At 33.6% G+C, this 24179-nt stretch carries 14 protein-coding genes; 8 read left to right on the forward strand and 6 right to left on the reverse strand.

The features are described from left to right. Positions 1-70: 70 nt before the first annotated feature. The 3 genes from BA768_RS20585 to BA768_RS20595 form a co-directional block, all read right to left on the reverse strand. Complete coding sequence (locus BA768_RS20585) at positions 71-592, reverse strand: hypothetical protein (protein ID WP_065722257.1); 522 nt, start codon at positions 590-592, stop codon at positions 71-73. A gap of 627 nt (positions 593-1219) precedes the next feature. Continuing rightward, complete coding sequence (locus BA768_RS20590) at positions 1220-2068, reverse strand: helix-turn-helix domain-containing protein (RefSeq protein WP_065722258.1); 849 nt, start codon at positions 2066-2068, stop codon at positions 1220-1222. A gap of 160 nt (positions 2069-2228) precedes the next feature. Beyond that, entirely contained in the window at positions 2229-2747 is a 519-nt protein-coding gene (locus tag BA768_RS20595) for a hypothetical protein (protein ID WP_065722259.1), read from the reverse strand. A gap of 115 nt (positions 2748-2862) precedes the next feature. Between BA768_RS20595 and BA768_RS20600 the strand changes: the two genes are divergently transcribed. From BA768_RS20600 to BA768_RS20630, 6 genes are all read left to right on the forward strand, one after another. After that, on the forward strand, positions 2863-4281 hold the full coding sequence (locus BA768_RS20600; RefSeq protein WP_065722260.1) for a PLP-dependent aminotransferase family protein: 1419 nt from the start codon (positions 2863-2865) through the stop codon (positions 4279-4281). Positions 4282-4465: 184 nt separating this feature from the next. After that, positions 4466-4642 (forward strand): histone H1, encoded by a 177-nt coding sequence (locus BA768_RS20610; RefSeq protein ID WP_034678341.1) that lies wholly within the window; start codon positions 4466-4468, stop codon positions 4640-4642. A gap of 247 nt (positions 4643-4889) precedes the next feature. Next, the gene (locus BA768_RS20615) at positions 4890-6038 is read left to right on the forward strand and encodes a hypothetical protein (RefSeq protein ID WP_065722262.1); all 1149 of its coding nucleotides are present in this window, start codon (positions 4890-4892) and stop codon (positions 6036-6038) included. A gap of 5 nt (positions 6039-6043) precedes the next feature. Beyond that, complete coding sequence (locus BA768_RS20620; RefSeq protein WP_065722263.1) at positions 6044-7192, forward strand: carboxypeptidase-like regulatory domain-containing protein; 1149 nt, start codon at positions 6044-6046, stop codon at positions 7190-7192. Positions 7193-7209: 17 nt separating this feature from the next. Then, entirely contained in the window at positions 7210-8043 is an 834-nt protein-coding gene (locus BA768_RS20625) for a GLPGLI family protein (protein WP_065722264.1), read from the forward strand. A 378-nt stretch (positions 8044-8421) separates the two neighbouring features. After that, a complete protein-coding gene (locus BA768_RS20630) occupies positions 8422-9984 on the forward strand; it encodes a M20/M25/M40 family metallo-hydrolase (protein WP_065722265.1) in 1563 nt (520 codons plus the stop codon). Between the two features lie 25 nt (positions 9985-10009). On the opposite strand, the gene BA768_RS20635 is transcribed toward BA768_RS20630, so the two are convergent. Next, positions 10010-10564, reverse strand: a complete 555-nt coding sequence (locus BA768_RS20635; protein WP_065722266.1) for an RDD family protein — start codon at positions 10562-10564, stop codon at positions 10010-10012. 30 nt (positions 10565-10594) lie between these two features. Further along, the gene (locus BA768_RS20640; RefSeq protein WP_065722267.1) at positions 10595-12718 is read right to left on the reverse strand and encodes a Tex family protein; all 2124 of its coding nucleotides are present in this window, start codon (positions 12716-12718) and stop codon (positions 10595-10597) included. A gap of 351 nt (positions 12719-13069) precedes the next feature. On the opposite strand from BA768_RS20640, the gene BA768_RS20645 reads away from it, so the two are divergent. Further along, a complete protein-coding gene (locus BA768_RS20645; protein ID WP_165601812.1) occupies positions 13070-17581 on the forward strand; it encodes a fibronectin type III domain-containing protein in 4512 nt (1503 codons plus the stop codon). Positions 17582-17631: 50 nt separating this feature from the next. On the opposite strand, the gene BA768_RS20650 is transcribed toward BA768_RS20645, so the two are convergent. Then, positions 17632-20064 carry a Plug domain-containing protein gene (locus tag BA768_RS20650; RefSeq protein ID WP_123947154.1) on the reverse strand — a complete coding sequence of 811 codons (2433 nt, stop codon included), beginning with the start codon at positions 20062-20064 and terminating at the stop codon, positions 17632-17634. Between the two features lie 254 nt (positions 20065-20318). On the opposite strand from BA768_RS20650, the gene cas9 reads away from it, so the two are divergent. Next, positions 20319-24179, forward strand: coding sequence for a type II CRISPR RNA-guided endonuclease Cas9 (cas9, locus tag BA768_RS20655; protein ID WP_065722269.1), 3861 nt, complete (start codon positions 20319-20321; stop codon positions 24177-24179).

Below are 24179 nucleotides of genomic sequence, written 5' to 3' on the forward strand. Positions count from 1 at the left end.
ATTATTTACGATAAAAAGTGCTACAACATAATATTGTAACACTCTTCATCAAATCAGTTTTCAATTGTTTTTATGCACTTACAATAGAGTAAACCAAATCCGCAGTATAGGTTGAAGGGTTTTGGTTTGGTACATAATTGTCGATGTATGCATTAGCTCCTGCACCTTGGTACTTTACGCTAACGTTTTTGTTTACAGCACCATTAGAAGATGACACCAAAGTTGTTTCACTTGCAGTAAGTGATAAGTCAGACTGGTAAGAAGCATTGCTCAATGCTTGTGAACCTGCAGAAGCAGTAAGTTTTACTGTATTTACAGCCATAGTTTTTCCGGCAAGTTGCATGTTTGCATTGTTTGCTTTTACTTTTACCTGAAATCCTCCGGTACTGTAAATTGTCAAGTGATCTTGGTTGGTTTTGCCAACTCCATTTAGGTAATCATTGGTAGTAGAGTACTCAAGATTTACAGTTTTCTGCTCATCGTTTACTACAAGAGTCTGGATAGGCTTTAAGATTACATTCAGCTTAACTTGTTGAGCCTTCGATGTTGCAAAAGCTACAAGAGCTAATGCTGTCAATAAAAATTGTTTCATTTCAATCAGTTTTAATGTAGATGTTTATCTATTCTTTTCGGATGCAAATGTATACAACAATTAGAGATTGGGATTTGCAAAAATGTGTTTAATTTTTGTGAATTTTTACAGAAATGGGTGTAAGATATTGTGTTTTGAATAATTAAAGTGTATTTTTAATTATAATTTCCAATTTCATATAAAAATATCGTTAAAATTGAATATTTGTTGAATAATATTTGTGTTTAATGAAAAATCGGTAACAGGACTCATTATTAAATTAATATTGAATCCTGTTACCTCTAAAAACTGATGATGAAAAGTTTATTAATATTATTTGAATGTATTGATTGAAAAGAATAAATAAATACTAATAAAAACTTTGTGATTTGGTGTTCTTTTATTTTCTTATAATGAAATATTTTTATCTGTTGTTCTAATCTTATACTGCAAATCTAATCAGTATAAATACGTAGTGCAATTTACTGTGGGTTTGATTTAATAATTTTTACGTAAAAATTTATAAATTTTTACTTAAAAATAAAATTTATATAATTGGTTATCAATTGATTTATAGTTTTTATAAAAAATAAAACCACTCTTTAGATAGAGTGGTTTCTTGTATGTGTTTTAAGTGAGAATTTTAGATTATACAGCAACTTCTCTCATATCTGATGGTTTTTTGCCGGTGTGTTTTTTTACAAAATTGGTGAAATTTCCTTCATCATTAAACCCAAGTTCGAATGCAATCTCCGATAATGTATTCTTTGAAAACTTAATTGCTTTTTCGCATTCGAATGCAACCTTTTCAATAATCATTTGCTTTGCAGATTTCCCATAAACGAATTCTGTCATTTCTGTCAGTTTTCTCGCAGAAACTCTCAATTCACTTGCGTAATGGGAAACTTTTTTTTGTGTTTTGTAATCTCTTTGCAGAATTACAGTAAATCGGTTTACTAAACTTACAGATTCAAGATGTTCTTCTTTCTGATCATTCTTATGGTCAATATAGAGGTGGGCGTCTAAAATTAAACTTTCAATGGCATTATGTGCAGCAGAAATGTAAAGATTATGATTACCTGTTTCCGCAAACCTTTTTAATCTCTCAACAAGAATTATTTTGTTGTATTCATTCGTTCCGAAATAAGGAGCAACAAAAATATGAGATCTGTAATTGAAAAAAATATTTGAATTGAGATATATGCTGTCTTTGGAAGTTTTATCGAAAAATTCTTTTGAAAATGCAATTACATAAATTTCTTTTCCCAAAGTATTTCCAAACTCCACGTTTTTTTGTGGACCGATAAAAACGGCATTGCCGGCCGGAACGTCATATTTTTCGTTTTCAACTATAATATTGAATTCTTCGGTGACCAGATAAATACAAAAATAGTCTGCTGTATTAAACTTTTTCGAAAAATTATTTCGTTCGATTATTTTTGAAACAAGATTAATGCTAAAGCCATTTTTCTTTAATTCATCGGTTACTTGATACATTTAATTATGAGGGATATTAGTAATAGTTTTATTTGTCAAATGTAATACATTTACTAATCATAAATAATGTTAATATTGATAATATTTTCTATTATATTTAATAGATAAAGTGATATGTTTGAAATTAGTCAAGAATTAAAGCTGAATATCTGATTTTTTATCAATGCAAAGCTTTTATATCGAGGCTTAAAATGTAACTTGGAAGACCAAATTCTTGGCTTAATGAATTTTCAATACGTATAAAGCCTTTATTTTTCAGGAAATCATTAAGCGTATTTTGCTGTAAAATATTGATCCATACAATATCCGTGAATTTTGAAGCTGTCATAAACTTATTGTAAAGTGAATTTCTTACCTCTTCTGAGTCGTGATCCTCAAGAATAACGAAATCTATTTCTGTTGTTCTTTTATTTTCAGAAACTGCAGAATTATTTGAACCGCTTTTTAAAAGACAATATGCAATGGATAAATCTTCTTTATAAGTTATGATAAGCTGATTCGATAGATCATTCAGTTGTGTAATTACTTTTCTTTCATCAAATTGCTTTTCAGTATAATCATCAATTTGTTGCTTATCAATGAAATTTTTATGAAGATAACTGAAAGCCTGTTTTTTTACAGATAAAAAATCAGAAACACCCTGATCAGAACCGATTACAAATTTTGAAATTATTTTCATTTCCTATTTTTTATCAAAAGTAAATAGAATATGATTTATTATATAGATACAGATTCTTTAAAAATAATCAGTACAGATTTTAATTTTATAAATTTGTGCAGTATAGATTTTAAAAATGTTTTCATATAAATATGAAATTTTCACTTCGGTTATAGAAGATAAAGTCAATAAAGGAGTTTTGCTGAAAGGGGAGCGATTACCATCAATCCGCGAAATTAAAAAAGAATTCGGTCTAAGCATTGTATCGATACAGAGCGGATATGAAAGTCTTATCATGAAAGGTCTTGTGAAAAGTATTCCGAAACGAGGATATTTTGTTGATAAAGATTTTGAAAATAGTAGTCAGGCATTACCAAAAACCTTTTTTCCAATATCCAGAGATGTAGATTTTATCCATAATCTTGAACTGACTTCAGCGAGGAATAAATCTTCGGAAGCCAACTCTTTCAACAATGCAGTTCCAGGAGATGTTTTGATTCCGCAAAAACTGATTCTTCGGACCATGCAGAATATCATCAGAGAAAAAGGCGCTTCCTTACTTCGGTATTATCCTTCAAATGGTTTAGAAGAATTGAGAAATCTTATTTCTGACAGAATGCGAAAGTTTGGAACCAACATTCATCCGGATGAAATTATAATCACAGACGGTGCATTACAGGCATTATATATTGCTCTTCGTTCGATAACGAATGAAGGTGATGTGATTGCAATAGAAAGTCCTTGTGTATTTTCTGTGCTTGAAATTGTAGCAAGTTTAAAGCTTAAAATTATTGAAATTCCGATGGATATTCAAAATGGTTTTGATATCAATTATTTTGAAAAAATTTGTGATGAACATACCATAAAAGCATTAGTCATTACTCCGAATTTTCATAATCCTACAGGGAAATTAATGAGCGATTCTGATAAAAAGAATTTGGTGGCTACTTCAGCAAAGCATAAAATTCCGATTATTGAAAATGATATTTATGGAGATCTTTATTTTACCGAACAAAGACCAACTTGTCTCAAGAATTTTGATGATGAAAATGTAATGACTTTTTCGTCTTTTTCTAAAAGCCTTGCACCGGGAATTCGCTTGGGTTGGTTAAATGCGGGGAAGTTTTTTCAGCAGGCAGAAAAGATCAAATTTTCTTTAGGAAGATCTGTTTCGCCAATTTATCAGGAATTAATCGTAAAACTTTTACTAAATAATAGCTACGGCCGTCATCTTCGTTCGTTTAGAAAGAAACTTAATCAGCAAGCTATGCTTTTATTATCGGCTTTAAAGAAGTATTTCCCTGAAACATCTTATTTTCATCAGCCAAAAGGCGGTTATAGTATCTGGTGCGAATTACCGAAAGAAATAAATATGACAGAATTTTACAATTATTGTGAAGCTGAGAAGATTCATTTTACTCCGGGAACAACTTTTTCTGTGACGAATGAATATCAACATTGTTTCAGAGTTGTGTTTTCTGATTACTTGAATTCTGAAAGTCTCGTTTTAATTGAAAAAGTAGGGAAGAAGGCACACGAACTACTTTTGAAGTAAATTCAAATGTTAAAAAATATTGTTCAAAAAGTGAATTATTATGTTAATATTTGGCTGAGAGCAGCATTTTCTCGTTATATTTTTGTTTTTAATGTTATATTTTCATGTATTGGCTTAAAAAAAACCTCAACCATTAGGCTGGAATTGTCTGAAAACATATATTTGCAGCCTAAATTTTATAGACATGAAAGAACTTATTGAAAAAATCAACGCGGAATTCGAAGCTTTTACAACTGAAGCAAACCAACAAGTAGAAAAAGGAAACAAAGCAGCTGGAACAAGAGCTCGTAAAGCAGCTTTGGAACTAAGCAAATTGTTCAAAGACTTCAGAAAAGTTTCTGTTGAAGAATCAAAAAAATAAAAACAGATAAAGCCGACTGATTCAGTCGGCTTTTTTTATATTTATAATACACATTCAGTAAGAAACCAATCTTGTTACTAATGAATTCTCTGAATCAGATGATGATTACAGAAGCAATTTTTCAGAAAATATCCTTAAAAAAAGTAAAATATTCACAAATAATATTAAATAAATCATTTCATGTAGAATTGTATTGTTTTTTGAATCTATATTTGTTCCGCTAATAACCAATAGCGGAACTTTTATTATGAAACATCTTTCTATTTTATTTGTTTTATTATCAGCTTTTCTAAGCGCACAAAAATTACAGGTTGTTGATTCCGAAACGGGAAAACCTATTGCAAATGCAAGAATTATTTTATCTGATCAACTCGTTTATACCAATGAAGATGGTTTTGCACCTGTAGATAATACTTATAAAGACTTTGAAATTTCGGCTACAGGTTTTAAAAAAGAAAAAATTAAAAACTTCAGTTCTGTAATTAAGCTTCAACCTGTTTTTAAGGATATTGAAGAAGTGAAAATCGTGAGTGTAGATATTAAAAAGCTATTTGAAGATGTGTCTAAAAACTATAATAAAAGATATTACGACGAACCTTCTTTATACGATGTGGTGATGAAGCATAAGTATTTTGATAATAATAAACTCCATTTTATGGCTATTACTGAAGTCAAACTATGGAGCAGAAAAAACTGGTACGATTACAAGGATGGTTATAACAAAAGATACGATGATATTCTCCAGATGCAGCTTAATAACGTAAAATATTTGAAAAAGAATAACTCAGACAGTATATTTTTTGCCAAGACTGCAGAATTCTCACATGAAGAATTGGGAAATTATTTTTTCAATTACGAGCTGAACCGAAATATTCAAAACATAAAATTCCATAAGACTAAATATTCCGGAACGCTTATTTCTGAAGAAGGAGATGAGCAATCGATCAACTTTAAAATTAAAACAGAAAGAGGAACGAATGTAGAAGGAAATATCAAATATAATAAAGCTGATAAAGTCATTACATTTTTTCAGGCGAATTACATCATGGATGATTTACCGGTTGAAAAGAAGATTTCAACTGACGGAAGGGAATTTGATTATAAATACGGACAGGCGACGCTAACGTATGATTTTTATAAAAAAGACGGGGTGTATGTTCCTGCTTTAACACGGTTTGAGAGTGATAATTACACTATGTTTTACAAAGACGAAACACATGTGAAAAAATCTATGCGCGAAATTATCTATAATACTTTTACAAAATCTGATAAAAAAGGTCTCGATCCGAAGGTAGATTTCAATAAAAGCATTTGGCTGAATGTGCCTGTAAAAGACGACAAGGAATCGACTGTATTACTTTCCAAAGAAGAGCAAGAGTTTATTAATGTAAAATAATTTTTATGAAACATTTTTACTTTCTGTTTGTTTTATTATCAGTTTGCTTAAATGCACAAAAATTACAGGTTATTGATTCCGAAACGGGAAAACCTGTTTCAAACGCAAGAATTGTTTTGCAGGAACAGCTTGTTTACACCAATGAAGATGGTTTTGCTCCTGTTGATGCGACTTCAAAAGACTTTGAGGTTTCTGCTTTAGGTTTTAAAAAAGAAAAAATTAAAAATTTCAGTTCTGTAATTAAACTTCAACCTGTTTTTAAAGAAATTGAAGAAGTGAAAATTGTAAGTATTGATATTAAAAAGCTTTTTCAGGATGTATTTAAAAATTACGAGAAAAGATATTATGATAAGACTTCCGTCTATGATGTTGTCATGAAAAATAAATATTCTAATAATGATAAACTGTATTTTATGGCAATTTCTGAAGCCAAACTTTGGAGCAAAACCAACTGGTATAATTTCAAAGACGGATACAACAAAAGATACGACGACATTATCCAGCTACAGCTGAACAACGTTAAATATCTGAAGAGAAATGCTACCGACAGCGTATTCTCTGCAAAAATGAAAGAGGTTAATCACGACTACATCGGAAGTTATTTTTTTAATCATGAAGTCGATAGAGTATTGCGGTTTATGAAAACTTCTAATGCTAAATTTTCAGGAACAATAGTCGGTGAAGAAGAGGATGACCAATTGATAAACTTTAAGCTAAAGACTTCTTACGGCGTAACATTAGACGGAAACCTGAGATATAATAAGATTGATAAAGTCATCACGTCTTACCAGATTATATACAATCAGGAAGATCTGGCAGCAGAAAAAAAAATAGCTGCAGATGGAAAAGAGTATACGGTAAAAGGCGGAATTGCGACCTACACCTATGAATTTTATAAGAAAGACGGAGTGTATATTCCAGCAGTTTCGCGGGTGGAAAGCGATAAATTCACCTATTTCTATAAAGATGAAACCCATGTAAAAAAAACGATGCGAGAAATTGTTTACAACACATTTACAAAAGCTGATGAAAAAGGTTTAGACCCAAAAGTTGATTTTACTAAAAGTATTTGGCAGGGTATTCCCGTTAAAGATGAAAAAGAAACTGCAATTTTACTTTCTAAGGAAGAACAGGAATTTGTTAACGAAAAATAATCAGATATAACTAATACATGAAAAATATACTATTATCAACTTTTCTAATTGCCGGTTTTGTAGCAAAATCTCAAACTCAGCGTTTTATCTATGACGTAGAGTATAAAAAAGATTCTACGCAAAATATCACAACAAAAGAAAATTATCATCTCGATATCGAACCTAAATTAGTAAAATACTATCCGCGCGATTTTTATATCGGAGATTCTTTGGTTACAAACAATTTGCCTGTTACAGATGGCTCAAAATTTAATACTTCTCATATTGTAACCCATAAACCAGGTTCTGCAGATTATGATTATTATGATGTTCTGGAAAATGTTGTTCTGAAACTTTCTTCAAAAGATTCTCAAAATTGGAAACTGACCAATGAGAAAAGAAAGGTTAAAGATTTAAATTTACAAAAAGCCACAACGAATTGGGGCGGAAGAAAATGGACGGCGTGGTTTACAACTGATATTCCTTTTCAGGAAGGGCCTTACAAATTTCACGGACTTCCCGGCTTAATTGTAGAACTTTCTGATGATAAAAAAGATTACAAATTTGAACTGGTAAAATCGCAGAAAATTGAAAAGCCTAAAAACAATATGTATATCGATTATATGGTTGAAAACAGTGTCTCGGTTGATAATAAAAAATACAGAGACTCCAAGCTGAAATATTATGATTCTCCGGTTGGTTATTTGAGAAATGCAACCCAGCAAACCCGTTCAAGTGACGAATTTTATCTTAATGACGGGACGAAAGTCGGACAAAACAATTCCCGCGAAGTGAATGAAAGGCTCAAAGAAAATATCAGAAAGTATAATAATCCGATTGAGCTGGATAAGGCGATAAAGTATCCGTTATAAAAAGAAACAAGAAATAAGTAAAAAGGTAAAAGAGAAAATACCAAATGACATCTGTGTAAATCTGTGAAATCCGTGGGATAAAATTTTGCCTAAGGATTACACAGATTTTTTTTAGTAAAATTTATTATAAAAAAAAGCATAAAATTGTTCCAAGTGTTTTTTCACCATTAAGGATATTGAAATTTTAAGTTCTTTTAATGATTGATAAAATTGATTAAAAAGCTTTCTGCTAAATCATTAATCTTGATTAATCTTAAAAGATATTTAGCTTATTTAATCTTGAAAACTCAATATTCTTAATGGTTTGAAAATTTTAATTACAGATCAAAATTTTAATTTCACTAATAAACTTTATCTTTATGCCAATCAATAAAAAGTATGAAGATAAACACGTTTTTTGCAGTTCCTGCAGTGGTTTTGGCGAGTCAGTTTGTCAATGCACAATCGACGGAACAGAAATTAAATCCTATTGTTCAGAATTTTGTTAATGAAACGAATAACCATTCTCAGTTGGAAGATATGGCATTCGAATTATTAGACGGAATCGGCCCTCGTCTTGTCGGAACTCCTGAAATGCTGAAATCTAATGAATGGACAGTCAATAAATTAAAATCATGGGGAATTGAAGCTAATCTTCAACAGTTTGGAACTTGGAAAGGTTGGCAAAGAGGAACAACACATGTCGATATGGTTTATCCGAGAGTGAAATCTCTTTCCGCAACTCAATTGGCTTGGAGTCCTTCAACGAAAAAAGCAGTCGAAGCTGAAGTGATTATTCTGCCTAAAGTTTCTACTAAAGTGGAGTTTGATCAATGGCTTCCTTCTTCAAAAGGTAAAATCGTTTTGATGGCGCAATACCAGAAAATAGGTCGTTCCGATGAACAGATCAAAGAATTTGCCACCCCTGAATTATACGAAAAATTAAAGGCAGAAAAAGAGCAGGCTTCAAAAGATTTCCGTGACTATGTGAAAAACATCGGTTATGATAACAACACCCTTCCTGAAGCTTTAGAAAAAGCAGGTGCGGCAGGAATTGCGATTTCAAACTGGACAGGAATTATGGGAGCCAATCGTATTTTCGGAGCTAAAACTTCAAAAATCCCAATGTTTGACATTGATATAGAAGATTACGGAATGTTATACAGAATGGCTGAAAAAGGTTCAAAACCAAGAATTAAGGTTGATGCACAGTCTAAAATCCTTCCGGAAGCAAAAACTTTCAACACCGTAGGAATGATTGAAGGTTCTGAAAAACCGAGTGAATATGTGATTCTTTCTGCCCATTTGGATTCCTGGGATGGCGCTCAAGGTGCAACAGATAATGGAACGGGAGTTTTAACAATGCTTGAAACGATGCGAATTCTAAAAAAATATTATCCGAATCCTAAACGTACCATCGTTGTCGGACTTTGGGGAAGTGAAGAGCAGGGACTTAACGGTTCAAGAGGTTTTGTAGCAGATAATCCGGAAATCATCAAAGGAACGCAGGCGGTTTTCAACCAAGATAACGGAACGGGTAGAGTAGTGAATATTGCCGGACAAGGTTTTGTAAAATCTTATGATTACATCGGAAAATGGCTGAATGCTGTACCAAAAAATGTAAGAGATCACATCAAGACCGATTTTCCCGGAATGCCGGGTGGAGGCGGTTCAGATCATGCTTCATTTGTTGCAGCAGGAGTTCCCGGATTTTCTTTGAGTTCATTAAACTGGGGATATTTCGGTTACACATGGCATACCACGAAAGACACGTATGATAAAATTGTTTTTGATGAGGTGAAAAACAACGTGATTCTTACCGCAACTTTAGCATACATGGCTTCTGAAGATCCTGAATTTACAAGCAGAGAGCGCAGAACAATGCCTGAAAATGATAAAGGCGAAGTCGCAAAATGGCCTGAATTGAAAGAGCCGAGAAGAGATTCTAAAGATTTTAAATAAAAGTAAAAGTAGCCTGATTTTCGGGCTACTTTTTTTCTGCTAACAGTTTTTTGATTTCAGGAATCTTATCTTCTTTAACAATAAAAGTCTTAGCAATTTGATTGTTGAGATGCATGCTGAAATTGAGTCTAGTTCCAGATTTTGCCCAGTATTCATTTGGTCCGGGTTCAAAGTCAGAAAAAACAGGAAAGAAATTAATGAAAGATAAAAAATTTCTTAATGCTGATTTTAGAATTTTAGGATTTTTACCAAAATCATCAATCACTTTCAATTTAAAAAATTTCTTACCGACAGTAGTTCCTAAGGTTGATTCTGTAAACGTTCCTATTACAAGTACGCTTAAAATTGACAGAAGCAATGAAGCGAAAAAAATCATGTGAAATCCAAGCTGAAATAATAAGAAAAAAGGAAGCAAATCAATTATCTTAGCATACAAACGTTCTCTTTCATTTCCTATATGAGTGGGATTGTAGGATAAATCATATTCAAAAGCATTATAAATACGTTTTCCTTCCTCATCAAAATTTTGAGTCGGTCTATGAATAATTTTCTTTATTTTAAGCTCCGATATTTTTTTCATTTCAATTTGGCTTAGTAGTACAAGAGAAAATTACAAAATCATACTCAATCGAATTCTTTTCCTCTGTTCATCCACTTCCGTTACTCTTACCTGAACATGTTGATGCAACTTCACCACTTCATTCACATCAGAAACAAAACCGTCTTTCAGCTGAGAAATATGAACCAGTCCGCTTTCTTTAATTCCTAAGTCTACAAAACATCCGAAAGCGGTAATGTTGTTAACAATTCCGGGAAGGATCATTCCAACTTTTAAATCTGTGATCTTTTTTACATTGGGATCAAATTCAAAAACTTTGGCAGCTTTTCTTGGGTCTAATCCGGGTTTCTCCAATTCTTTCAAGATATCTTTAATACTTAAAATTCCGATGGTTTCGGTAATATACTTTTCAGGTTGAATTAGATTGATTTTCTCTTTGTTGGCAATTAAATCATTGGTTTTTATGCCTAAATCTTTTGCCATTTTCTCAACAATTCCATATGCTTCGGGATGAACTGCCGAGTTGTCTAAAGGATTTTCTCCGTTGGTAATTCTGATAAAGGCTGCAGCCTGTTGATAGGCTTTTTCGCCCAATCTTGGAACTTTTTTCAATTGTTTTCTGTTTTCAAAAGCTCCATTTTCAGCGCGGTAATTCACTATATTTTCGGCCATCTTTTCACCGATTCCCGAAACGTAGCTTAAAAGTGATTTGCTAGCGGTATTTAAATTAATTCCGACTGAATTTACGCATTTCATAACGGTAGAATCCAGCTCATTTTTCAGCTGAGTTTGATCGACATCATGTTGATATTGTCCGACACCGATGGATTTTGCATCAATTTTAACCAACTCAGCCAATGGATCCGAAAGTCGTCTCCCGATAGAAACCGCACCACGAACAGTCACATCAAAACTCGGAAATTCATCTCTTGCAATTTTACTTGCAGAATACACCGACGCTCCGGCTTCAGAAACCACAAAAACCTGCAAAGGCTTATCAAAAGCAATTTTTTTTATGAAAAATTCGGTCTCGCGACTTGCTGTTCCGTTACCGATAGAAATTGCCTGGATGTTGTAAGCATTCACCATCGATCGGATTTTCTTCATCGCCATTCCGCTTTCGTTTTGCGGAGCATGAGGATAAATGGTTTCGTTGTGCAGCAAATCTCCTTTTTCGTCAAGACAAACTACCTTACAACCACTTTTAAAACCCGGATCAATCGCCAGAATTCTTTTTTCTCCCAAAGGTGGTGCGAGTAGAAGCTGGCTTAAGTTTTCAGAGAATATTTCGATGGCTTTCTTATCGGCTTTTTCCTTTGCTTCCTGTAAAGTTTCGTTGGAGATAGCGGGTTCGAGAAGTCTTTTGTAGGAATCTTTTATGGCTAAAACGATTTGCTCTGAACTTTCATTTTTAGATTTAATAATAGCATTTTCAATAAAATCTAAGGCTTCATCTTTATCAATTCCGATGTTTGTTTTTACGAAACCTTCGGCTTCTGCTCTGAGCATTGCCAAAAGTCTGTGAGAGGGTGTTCGGTTCAGACTTTCTTCCCACTCAAAATATTGTGAAAATTTCTGTGCATCTTCTTCGTCTTTTTTAGCCTTTACAACCTTTGAGGTAATTAATGCTTTACGTTGAAAAAGGCGACGCAGATTTTTACGGACATACATATTTTCGTTAATCCATTCTGCCATGATGTCTCTTGCGCCCTGCAAAGCATCTTCTTCAGAAGAAACCTGATCATTTAAATATTTAGAAGCCAAAAACAGAATATCCTGAGCTTTCTGACTCATGATAATTTTTGCTAAAGGTTCAAGTCCTTTTTCTTTTGCAGCATCTGCCTTCGTTTTTTTTCTTTTTTTGAAGGGTAGATATAAATCTTCCAACTCTTGAATATCAAAACTGGCTTCAATTTTCTGTTTCAATTCAGGGTGTAAGGCATTTTGTTCCTCAATCGATTTCAAAATGCTTTCTTTTCGTTTTATGAGCTCTTCAAACTGTTTATTGAGTTTAAATATTTGTTCAATCTGAATTTCATCTAAATTTCCGGTTGCATCTTTTCGGTAGCGGGAAATAAACGGAATGGTGCAGTCTTCAGACAATAATTTTAAAGTAGCATTGATGCTTTTAGCGGATATATTTAATTCTTTGTTTACAAATTCTGTTATGGTCATGTGGCATTTTTAGAATGGCTAAAATACTGACTTTTTTCAGATCATTTTAATAGGAATTTGTAATAAATTTTTGAATTATGGATTTTATATGTAGAAAATAGTAATTATTGTTTGAGTATGAAATAAGCTGATTTTGTGTTTAATTTTTAATTATAACTTGTGTTGGTTTTAATTTCTGTAATCATATTGTCTTTTTAAATAAAAAAACTATATTTGTTATTCAAACCAAAATATTTTATGCCTATGAGGAAAAACTCTACTTATTCTATCTATTTTATCATTTCAAATTTTAATCTTTTTTTGAGAAAAAGATACACTCACAATTTTATTAACTTACCAAATTCCGATTATATGAACAGACTTTTAATGGTTCTGGGACTTTTGCTGTGTATACAGATCAATGTCTCGGCGCAAACGTGTAATGCGGTTCCCGTACCGTTTTTACAATCATTTAGTACGGGAGCAGTGCCAACTTGCTGGACCAATCAAAATCCTACAACAACATCTACGAACGTTAATGTAAAATGGAAATTTTCTGGCTCAGCAGGTTATGGAGCTACAGGAAACGGTGGAAAACCCGCAGGAACTTTTGCCTGGGTGGATGCAAGTGCTCCTTACGAGGATGAAAATAATGTAGAATTAATAAGTCCTCAGATTAATCTTACAGGACTTACGAACCCATATGTGAAATTTGAGTGGTTTAAAAATCACCTTACTTCAGCAACAGGAACCGTTCCTGCTTTTGAGCATAATGTATTAAAGCTTGCTGTAAATAACGGGAGTGGATGGGTTCAGATCTGGACAGACAATAGCAACAGTTCTGAATGGAGAACTGTAGGTATTCCTTTGGCAGCGAGTTATATCGGCGCAACAATTCAGCTTAAATTTACTGTTGATAAAGATGTTGCTGACAATGGAAACTTCTATGATGATGTTTTGCTGGATGAAGTACAGGTAATTCAGGCTCCAACGTGTTTTGTGCCTTTGGTTTCGCCAGCGACTAATATTGCACCAACTTCGGCAACGCTTAACTGGTCGCCTCCTCTTTCGCCCGCTCCTGCACCGGCAGGTGGTTATGAATATTATTATAGTACAACCAACACGCCTCCGACTGCGGCAACTGTCGGTACCATTATACCGGCAACTTCAGCAAATATTTCGCCTTTAGTACCTGGAACTACTTATTACTGGTGGGTACGTTCCGTATGTTCTGCTTCAGATAAATCTCAGTGGGTGGAAGGTGACAGCTTTATACCGGGACAAATTGGAGGTGGAACAGCAACGCACGGATTTTTACCGGTATATTCGTGCTCGGGATACAATTATTCTCAGATGATCTATACTACGGCTGAAATTGCAAGTGCTGTAGGAACGAATAATTTAATTACATCAATTAGATATTTTGTATCAAGTACAGCAGCTACTCAGGCAAATTATAATCAATGGGTAGTGTACATGGGGAATACTTCTCAAACAGATTTCGCAACCACAACAAGCTGGATTTCTGCAGGATCTTTAACCCAGGTTTATTCTGGTACTTTGCCTGCGATGGCAGCAGGAACCTGGATAGAAATTCCGCTTTCAACACCTTTCCTTTGGGATGGGACAAGTAATGTGGTAATTGCTGTAGATGAAAATACACCGGGAACATCTTGTACCGCAAACTGGGGCAGTTATTCTGCGGGAGCAAATAGAGGAATGATTTATTATAATACGACAACAAATCCGGATCCTCTTAATCCTCCTACTGCTACAAGCAGATATGCGGTATTGCCGCGTCTTCAACTTGTAGGAACTGTACTTCCTCCGTGTACAAATGTACCTCCGGCAAATATTACGGTAAATAATATTACGGCTACTTCAGCTTCGGTAACATGGACGGCGTCTCAGAATGCAACTTATGTCGTAAGGTACAGAGTATTGCCTTCTGGAACATGGCAAACCATTAATGTAACAACCCCTTTTACGAATAATATTTCTCTTCCGGGGCTTACAGAGCAAACGCAATACGAAGTAGAAATTGCTACAATATGTGGAACTCAGGGAGTATTTTCTCCGCCAGTTACTTTCACCACACCAGCGCTTACTTATTGTAGTTCGGGAACTGCAACGGTTACCAATGGTTTTATTAATAATGTGACTATGATAGGAACCAACGTTCCGATGACAAGTAATAATTCTGGAGCGAGTACCTATACGGATTATTCCAATGATCCTACCAAAACCATTACACTCCTTAGGAACTCAGTTAATAATACACTTTCTGTAGGAAGAACAATTGCATCGAGTACTTATACAACGTACGCATGGATTGATTTTAACGGAGACGGTATTTTTAATAATAATCCTTCTACTACACCTGGTGGAGAGAGAATAATGGGTATGGGGCTTTCAAACACAACTCCTGTCACAGGAAATTTTGATGTTCCTGCAAACGCTTATGTTGGAACAAGTAAAATAAAAATGCGTGTTATTGTGTACTGGGTAACTCCTGCGGATGCATGTGCAAACCTTACGAGTAACGGAGAAGTTGAGGATTATCAAATTAAATTTATTGATCTTCAGCCATGTACTACGAATCCTCCAACAAACATTGCGGTGAGTAATATGACCCATACTTCAGCCTATGTTTCTTGGATGCCAACTGCAAATGCGACCTATGTTATCAGATGGAGAGAAGGAACAACTGGAGCATGGTTACCAAGTGCAGCAGGATTAACACTTCCTGTAGGACAAAGTTCTTATACAATACCAAATCTTACGGAACAAACTGCTTATCAGGTACAGATCGCTACAATTTGCGGAGGCAATCAGGGAGCTTTTTCTCCATCTCTTAATTTTACCACACCACCTGTTACTTATTGTAATATGATAGGTACCGGAACTAATGATTACATATCAAATGTTACGGTAACTCCGGTAAACTTTCCGGTGATGACTAATACGACTTTGCAGGATAACTATACAAATTATACGACACCTGCAACATTGATCAATTTAGAAATAGGATCAATAGGAAATCAGCTTTCTGTTTCTAAAGGATGGATAGGAACTACATTTGGAGATGCGGTACATGCCTGGATCGACTGGAACAGAGATGGTATATTTACTGATTCAGAAAGAATCATGAGTACTGCTTCCAATACTTTAAGTCCTGTTACATTATCGTTCGATGTTCCCGCAACCGGAGTATATACCGGGCCAAATACGACGACCATGAGAGTAGTGCTGAAAAGAGGAAGTGCTCCGGTAATGTGTGTAGATCCGGTAAATGGTGAAGTGGAGGATTATGCTGTGAAACTTAGACCGTGTAGCAATGATACTCCGGCTACACCAACATTTAATACGATAACCCATAATTCAGCGATTATTAATTGGGTTTCTGCTACTAATAATACTGCATTTGTTTTAGAATACAGACCTGTGACAAACCCAGCTTCTGCATGGACTACACTGAATGTTTCCACTTTAGCAGGTAATCCGCCTGTACTGGTGAATGCACTCACTCCAGCAACTACGTATGAAGTAAGAGTAGCTGCAACTTGTGGAGCCAGCGGAATTGGAATTTTTACTCCAACTACTACCTTTACAACAAGATGTGATCCGACTCCGCCAAGCGTGACGGTAACCAACATTACATCAAATTCTGCATTGGTAACCTGGAATCCGATTGTACCGAATGCAACCTATGTTTTACAGTGGCGTGAGCAAGGAACTATACTTTGGAATACTCCTGCATTACCGCCGCCGCCAATTAATACGTATACAATTCCTAATCTTGATTCTTATAAAACATACGAAGTTGTAGTAGCAAGTATCTGTAATGGTGAAACTACACCAAACCCTTGGTCAAATACTCAGGTATTTACAACAGAAAGAGTTTGTGAAGTTCCTCCTCCAGGATTTACAATTACTCAGCTGAACCCTACAAGCGTTGAAGTTGTGTGGGATCCGTTCCCTGGTGCAACGTATATTTTAAGATACAGAAAAGTTGGGATTCCGAGCTGGACAAATATTTCGGTAAATACAAATACGCACACCATTACAGGATTATTAGAAGTCACCAAGTATGAAATGCAGGTAGCTAATATTTGTAACAGTGAACCGGGAAATTTCACACCATTGTATTATTTCGTAACTCCTACAGTAATATATTGTCCTATGCAGTCTGCAAATTCTGCTAATGAATTTATTTCAAAAGTTACTGCTAAGCCAACCGGTAAGCCTGAAATGATCAATGAATCCACAGGAACTACTTATTCTGACTTTACGGGAGATCCTAAGAAATTTATTGAAATGGTTCAAGGCTCTACAGGAAATCAGATTATTATTGATAAAAACCTGAGTTCAGGAGGAAAAGCTGGTGTAGCTGTCTGGATAGATTTCGACAGAAACGGAACTTTCGATCTTGATGAGAGAATTCTGGCAGACGGGCCGAATACAAATGCAACTGCAAGTGCAGTATTTAATGTACCTTCTGATGCATTTATCAGCATGACAGATCATAAATATGTGGTTATGAGAGTGGCAATGGCAAAAGATGCAATTCCTGTAAACTGTATTAGTTTTGCTGATGGGGAAGTAGAGGATTATACCGTTAGAATTTCAAAAGTTCCGGCACCAAATTCATTAGATCAGACTTCTATAATGATTTATCCGAATCCTGTAAAATCGATACTGAATGTAAAGAATATCAGTGAAAAGGCGAGCTATAAAATTTACAGTGCAGCTGGAAGATTAATTTCAAGCGGATTTATTGTTAACAATAAAATTGACGTAAGTGTACTCATCAGTGGAGTTTATATTATTGATATAGAAGATGTAAAAGGAAAAGTACAGAAGAAGTTTATCAAAGAAGAATAATCAAACAATTCATCATTTAACAAAAAGAGCTCTCAGAAATGGGAGCTCTTTTAGTTTTTGGTTTTTAAAAAAATTATTTTTAGAACCTCATTGTAATATAATGGATCATTATTTTCATCAAAACCGATGATGATTACTCTAAAAGCTTTTGCATCATCATTATTGTACCATTGTACGATTGTGGGTTCGTTTTTATTACTTTCTAAATAAGGATTCCAATACAAGACATTTCTTTTATCTTTTGCATTGATGTTCAAACTTTCATCTTCATAAACGGAGTTATTGAATGGAATTTCTTTATCATAGCCGCTCAATTTAATTTCAGTCAACGTTGATGGTAATGTAGTATCAATAGTAGAACCAGGCATATTGCCACGTCGTGTATAAATTGCAATAGCACCGTTTCCTCCTCCAAAACTTCCGGCAAAATATCCTTTAATCACTTTTACCATAGCTATATTCGATACAGAAATGTTTGAGATCTGAGAGGGTTCTACCCGCATTTCATCGAGAAAAATACCTATTGAGCTACCACGATAAGTTGCGGTGTAATTTCCGCCCTGTGATTGTATCTGTAGACCCGCAACTCTTCCTTGTAACCATTGTAAAATGTTCAGGGAGGCCTGTGCTCCGGCATTATCATTAACGAAATCAAAAACTTGTTCATTGCCGCTTCTAAACAGAGGCCCGCTTAGCTCTTTATTAAGTTTTTTGGTTAAATCTTTTTTCTGCCCCTTCAGTTTAACTTCTTCAATCAAAACAGTCTTTTCATTCACTTCAGTAGAATAACTTTTTGTTGCGATAGCACGTTCTACTTCTTCAGATATTTTATCCTCAGAAGTTCGGGCAACCAAATGATAATTATTAAGAGGTAGATTTTTTCTCAGGGGAAGAAACGAAAAATTGGGCTGAAAATAAACCTGTACTGAATTTTTAGTTGCTTTTTCATTGTTGAGTTGATAAGAAAACGTCATCGAGTCTTCAAACACCAAACCATTTAATGTGAAAAACCCTTCTTTATCGGTCTTAATCAGATGATATTTAATTCCCTGATTAGGCATTTTAAAAATCAAATTAATTTCTTCTTCAGCAGCGGGTTTACCCAATTTCATGGCCTTTCCTTTATAAGAAAGGTAGCTTTCAGGTTTATATTTTATTGCTGGAAAATTACCGGTTATTAGTGATTGCCAGTTAAAACGATTCCATTTTTCTGAAATTAACAGTGCATCTAATGCATTATTATTTCTGGTTTTATTAAAATATTGCGCAGGATTGTAAATTTTTGAACTAATATCTCCGGTAAGCCAAAGTTTACTAGGTAAACTGTTTTCATCTTCAGGATTTTCGGTTTTTTCGTCTAAAACAGTAACCGTGTACTGAGAAATGCCGGAATTCTGAGAAATATTGAATGAATTACTTTCTTTTGAATTTGTATTTAATGATAAACCTTTTATAGAGGGTTGTTTTAATTTTAATAGCTGTGGCTGAATAAAACAAAGTCTTTGTACTACAATATTTTCCTGCTCATCAAAAACAGTAAGATTAAGGATTCCGTTTACAAGTTGACTGGTCGGGATTGAGTAAATCTGATCAGAAATTTTTGAAATATTGGCTTTATAAACTAATTGATTATTGATTGTGCCTAAAACTTTATATTTGGAATTAACATCAATATTTTTGCTTTTAAGCGTAAATTTTATGGCATCATTGAGACTTTCAACCTGTAGATTGATTCCGGATGATGAAACTTCAGGCAAATTTACTGTTTGTTTCACTCCTTTTTCATCTTCAATAATCAACTGATATTTTTTACCTGATGAAGGAGTAAAACTGAATGCACCAATATTTTGATCAAAGCCTTGGAACGAAACAATTTTAATTTGAGGGGTTTGAATTTCTGTCACATAACCATTCCATTTTGAAGGTGTTTCTCCGTTTGATTGTAATCTGACTGCAAATTTCGTGTTAATGCCATCAATAAAAGTTCCGCTTTCCGGAAAAGCCTGTGCAGTCCATGGTGCATCCGTATTTTTTACGAGCTTTTCAGGTGATGACGGATTGTAAACGGTGATAGGCTGTATCTCATTAAAATCATCACTGAAATTTCCCATCCATGTTGTATAGGCTCTGATGTAATAAACATCTTCTTTTAAATTTTCAGGAAGGGTAATGCTTCCACTTCCTTTCCCTTGAATTAGAGGATATATTTTTTTACTGATTTGTTTTTTATTCTGATCGTAAAGCTCTACAAAAATATTCGTAGAAATTGTTGAAGGACTATAACCATCAAAAACAAAAGAAGTAAACCAAAGGTTTTCTCCGGCAACATAATTTTTTTTGTTGAGAAGTAAATGGATTTTTTCCTGAGGATAATTTTCTTCAAATTTTTTAATTGCATCTTCTGCTTTGTTCTGAGAAAAATAAAATGGGGCTGTAAATAATGCTAAGGCAATAACAGATGTACGGGATGAAGAAATATTCATGTATTTAAATTTGTGTTTATGAAAGCTCAAAAATACGTTTTTTCTATTAAAAGGGAAATGATTAGAGGATTTATTTGGGGAAATAAAAAAGGCGAGTTGCCCCGCCCTGAATGTTTTCACAACGGAATAATCCTTATTGTGAATTGCTTTCGGTTACAAATCTATAAATTATTTTTTTAAACGTTTTATGGTTTTCCGTAAAATAATTATTTTTTTTCTCTTTATTTTTATGCTTTATCAAAACTAAAATAGCTATGACTAAAAATATACTTGGATTAGACTTAGGCACGAACTCTATTGGTTGGGCATTAATAGAAGTTGACGAAAACAATACCCCTATTCGCATTATTGCAATGGGCTCTAGAATAATTCCATTATCCACCAGTGATAAAGAAGAATTTCAAAGAGGTTTGTCAATTACAAAGAATCAAAGCAGAACGGTAAGCCGTACTCAGAGAAAAGGATATGACAGAAAGCAACTAAAGAAAAGTGATTTAAAAAAAATTCTAAATAAATACAATATTTTTCCATCGGAGGAATTATTAAAGCTCCCAATGCTCGATTTGTGGAAGCTTAGAAGTGATTCAGCTAATCCTAATGAAAATATTTCTGCTGAACAATTAGGGCGTATTTTATATATGCTTAATCAGAAAAGAGGTTATAAATCTGCGAGAAGCGAAGCCAACGCTGATAAAAAAGATACCGATTATGTTCAGGCCGTCAAAGGTCGTTATGCTCAGTTGAAAGAGAGAAATCAAACTATTGGACAGTATTTTTATGAAGAATTATACAATGCAAACACAAACAATTCTTATTTCAGAATCAAAGAAGAAGTTTATCCACGAGAAGCTTATACAGAAGAGTTTGATACTATCATTAATGCTCAAAAAAATAAACATGATTTTCTTACGGATGAAGTTGTTCATCAATTAAGGAATGAAATTATTTATTTTCAAAGAAAACTAAAATCTCAAAAAGGGTTAGTCAGTATTTGTGAATTTGAAGGTTTTGAGAAAACTGTTTTCGATAAAGAAAAAAATAAAGATAAAGTGGTTTTTGTAGGATCGAAAGTTGCGCCGAAAACTTCTCCTTTATTTCAGCTCTGTCGGATTTGGGAAGTTGTCAACACGATTAGTTTAAAAATAAAAAATCCAGAAGGAAGCAAATATAAATGGGGTGAGAAAACTCCCAATTTAAAGGAGAAAGAAATTTTAGCAGATTATTTATTTAAAAATGATAGTTTAAGTTTTACTAAGCTTCTTGAAATTTTAGACTTAAATAAAAATGATGTTTATGTGAATAAGCAAATCCTAAAAGGCATTAAAGGAAATGAAACTTTTTCAGCTCTTCATACGGTTTTAGGTGATAATGAACTTTTGAATTTTGATGTTTCCATTATTCCATCAAATCATACTTCAATGTTGGTCGATAAAAAGACTGGAGAAATTCTGGAAGAAAGAGCAGGTTTGGAATTGGATGCTTCATTGGAGAAAGAACCTTTGTATCAATTGTGGCACACCATTTATTCTCTAAAAGTTTTGGATGAATGTAAAAATGCTTTAATCAAAAGGTTTGGTTTTGATGATGAAACTGCTGAAAAGTTATCTCACATTGATTTTAATAAACAGGCTTTCGGGAATAAATCAAACAAATCGATGCGGAAAATTCTGCCTTTTCTGATGGAAGGCTATGATTATTCCCAATCCTGTAGTTTGGCTGGTTACAATCATTCTAATTCGTTGACGAAGGATGAAAGAGAACAACAAATTACTTTAGATAGATTAGAACTTCTTTCTAAAAATAGTTTGAGACAACCTATTGTCGAGAAAATTCTGAATCAGATGATTAATGTGGTCAACGCAATCCTTGAACAATATGGAAAACTATCTGAAATAAGAGTCGAGCTTGCACGTGAACTTAAACAAAGTAAAGACGAACGAAATGATGCCGATTTGCAAAATTCAAAAAATAAAAAACTCAATGAGGAAATTGGAAAACGATTAGCTGAACTGGGATTACCTGTTACCAAGAGATATATTCAGAAATATAAATTCATTTTCCCGTCGCTTAGCAAAAATCTGAAAGATGCTCACGTCAATAATCAATGTATTTATTGTGGTGAAACATTTAATTTAACAGAAGCTTTGAGTGGCGATGCTTTTGATGTTGACCACATAGTGCCGAAAGCTCTGTTATTTGATGATTCTCAAACCAATAAAGTTTTGGTTCACAGAAAATGTAATTCAACAAAAACCAATCAAACTGCGTACGATTATATTGGTACAAAAGGAGAGGAGCAAGTTAGGATATATTCCGAACGTGTAGATGATTGGTTCAAAAGAGGAATTATTTCTTACAGTAAAATGCAAAGGTTAAAAGTTTCGCACAAAGAATATTTGGAAAGGAAAAAACTAGGAAAAGAAACAGAGACCGATAAAAAACTTTGGGAAAACTTTATCGACAGACAATTGAGAGACACTCAATATATTTCTCGAAAGGCAAGAGAAATTTTACAGAAAGTATGCAATAATGTGACAACAACAGAAGGTGGAATTACTGCAAAACTTCGTAATCTTTGGGGGTGGGACGATGTCTTGATGAATCTGCAAATGCCTAAATACAAAGAATTAGGACAAACCGTAATCAAAGAATGGACAAGCGAACACGGAAAAAGAAAGCACCAAAAAGAAGAAATAGAAAACTGGACAAAAAGAGATGATCACCGCCATCACGCTATTGATGCTTTAGTTGTTGCTTGTACAAAGCAAGGTTTTATTCAACGGATAAATACTTTGAATTCTAGTGATACTAAAGATTTGATGCAAAGAGAAATTAAAGAAGCAAAAAAACTCTTAGGAGAAAATTATAACGAAAAAGAATTTGAAAATGATAATGAGTTTGTTAAAAATCACAAAGAAAGACTATCTCAATTAGATGATTATTTGCGTTTGCAGAAACCTGTTAAATTCGATACAAAGTATGTGGAGCAAGAGGCTGACAAGGTTTTAGTTTCTTTTAAAGCAGGTAAAAAAGTTGCGACAATAACTAAATTTAAAGCTACCGGAAAGAATAAGGACACAGGTGTAATTGTTCTAAGAGGAGCATTACACGAGCAATCTGTTTACGGTAAAATAAAAGTGATTGAGAAAGATAAGCCTTTAAAATACTTATTTGAAAATTCGAAGAAAATTGTAAACCCTAAGATTAAAGTCTTAGTAGAGGAAAGACTTGCAGAAAATGAAAATAATTCTAAATTGTCTTTATCAACTTTAAAGAAAAACCCAATTTTTCTGAATGAAGAAAAAACAGAAATTCTGGAAAAAGCATCTTGCTATAATGATGCAACCGTTTTGAAATATAAACTACAAAGTCTAAAAGCAAGTCAGGCTGATGATATTGTTGATGATAGAGTGAAATTTTTAGTAAAAGAGCGTTTAGCTCAATTTGGAAATAAAGAAAAAGAAGCTTTCAAGGATACACTTTGGCTTAATGAAGAAAAACAAATCCCAATTATTACAGTTCGGTTATTTGCTCGTCCGGATGCTAATAATTTACAGGCAATTAAAAAAGATAAAAACGGCAGAGATATCGGGTTTGTACTAACAGGAAACAATCATCATATTGCCATTTATGAAGATAAAGATAATAAGCTTGTTCAGCACAGTTGTACATTTTGGCATGCAGTAGAAAGAAAAAAAAATAATGTTCCTGCTGTTATTAAAAATTCGTCAGATGTTTGGAATCAATTATTAGACAAAGAACTTCCAGAATCATTTTTGAATAAATTGCCAATTGATAAACTCAAATTGAAATTTAGTCTGCAACAAAATGAAATGTTTGTTCTGGGTTTATTACAAGAAGATTTTGAAGCAGCTATAGAAAATAATGATAAGACTTTATTGAGCAAGCATTTGTATTTAGTCTGGAGTATTACTGATGGTGATTATTTTTTCAGGCATCATTTAGAAACAAAAAATACAGAATTGAAGAAAACTGAAGGAGCTAAGGAAAGCAAAAGATACTTTAGATTAAGCACAAAAGGACTTATTGATTTAAACCCTGTAAAAGTTAGGTTAAATCATTTAGGAGAAATCACTAAAATAGGAGAATATTAA

This window comes from Chryseobacterium sp. CBo1 (genome assembly GCF_001693475.1).
In the GTDB taxonomy this organism is placed as follows: domain Bacteria; phylum Bacteroidota; class Bacteroidia; order Flavobacteriales; family Weeksellaceae; genus Chryseobacterium; species Chryseobacterium formosense.

Excerpts from the sequence above, each read along its gene's own strand:
- BA768_RS20640 (WP_065722267.1), bottom strand. The coding sequence starts at position 12,718 with ATGACCATAACAGAATTTGTAAACAAAGAATTAAATATATCCGCTAAA.
- BA768_RS20635 (WP_065722266.1), bottom strand. The coding sequence starts at position 10,564 with ATGAAAAAAATATCGGAGCTTAAAATAAAGAAAATTATTCATAGACCG.
- BA768_RS20620 (WP_065722263.1), top strand. The coding sequence starts at position 6,044 with ATGAAACATTTTTACTTTCTGTTTGTTTTATTATCAGTTTGCTTAAAT.
- cas9 (WP_065722269.1), top strand. The coding sequence starts at position 20,319 with ATGACTAAAAATATACTTGGATTAGACTTAGGCACGAACTCTATTGGT.
- BA768_RS20615 (WP_065722262.1), top strand. The coding sequence starts at position 4,890 with ATGAAACATCTTTCTATTTTATTTGTTTTATTATCAGCTTTTCTAAGC.
- BA768_RS20590 (WP_065722258.1), bottom strand. The coding sequence starts at position 2,068 with ATGTATCAAGTAACCGATGAATTAAAGAAAAATGGCTTTAGCATTAAT.
- BA768_RS20585 (WP_065722257.1), bottom strand. The coding sequence starts at position 592 with ATGAAACAATTTTTATTGACAGCATTAGCTCTTGTAGCTTTTGCAACA.
- BA768_RS20650 (WP_123947154.1), bottom strand. The coding sequence starts at position 20,064 with ATGAATATTTCTTCATCCCGTACATCTGTTATTGCCTTAGCATTATTT.
- BA768_RS20630 (WP_065722265.1), top strand. The coding sequence starts at position 8,422 with ATGAAGATAAACACGTTTTTTGCAGTTCCTGCAGTGGTTTTGGCGAGT.
- BA768_RS20595 (WP_065722259.1), bottom strand. The coding sequence starts at position 2,747 with ATGAAAATAATTTCAAAATTTGTAATCGGTTCTGATCAGGGTGTTTCT.
- BA768_RS20625 (WP_065722264.1), top strand. The coding sequence starts at position 7,210 with ATGAAAAATATACTATTATCAACTTTTCTAATTGCCGGTTTTGTAGCA.
- BA768_RS20600 (WP_065722260.1), top strand. The coding sequence starts at position 2,863 with ATGTTTTCATATAAATATGAAATTTTCACTTCGGTTATAGAAGATAAA.
- BA768_RS20610 (WP_034678341.1), top strand. The coding sequence starts at position 4,466 with ATGAAAGAACTTATTGAAAAAATCAACGCGGAATTCGAAGCTTTTACA.
- BA768_RS20645 (WP_165601812.1), top strand. The coding sequence starts at position 13,070 with ATGAACAGACTTTTAATGGTTCTGGGACTTTTGCTGTGTATACAGATC.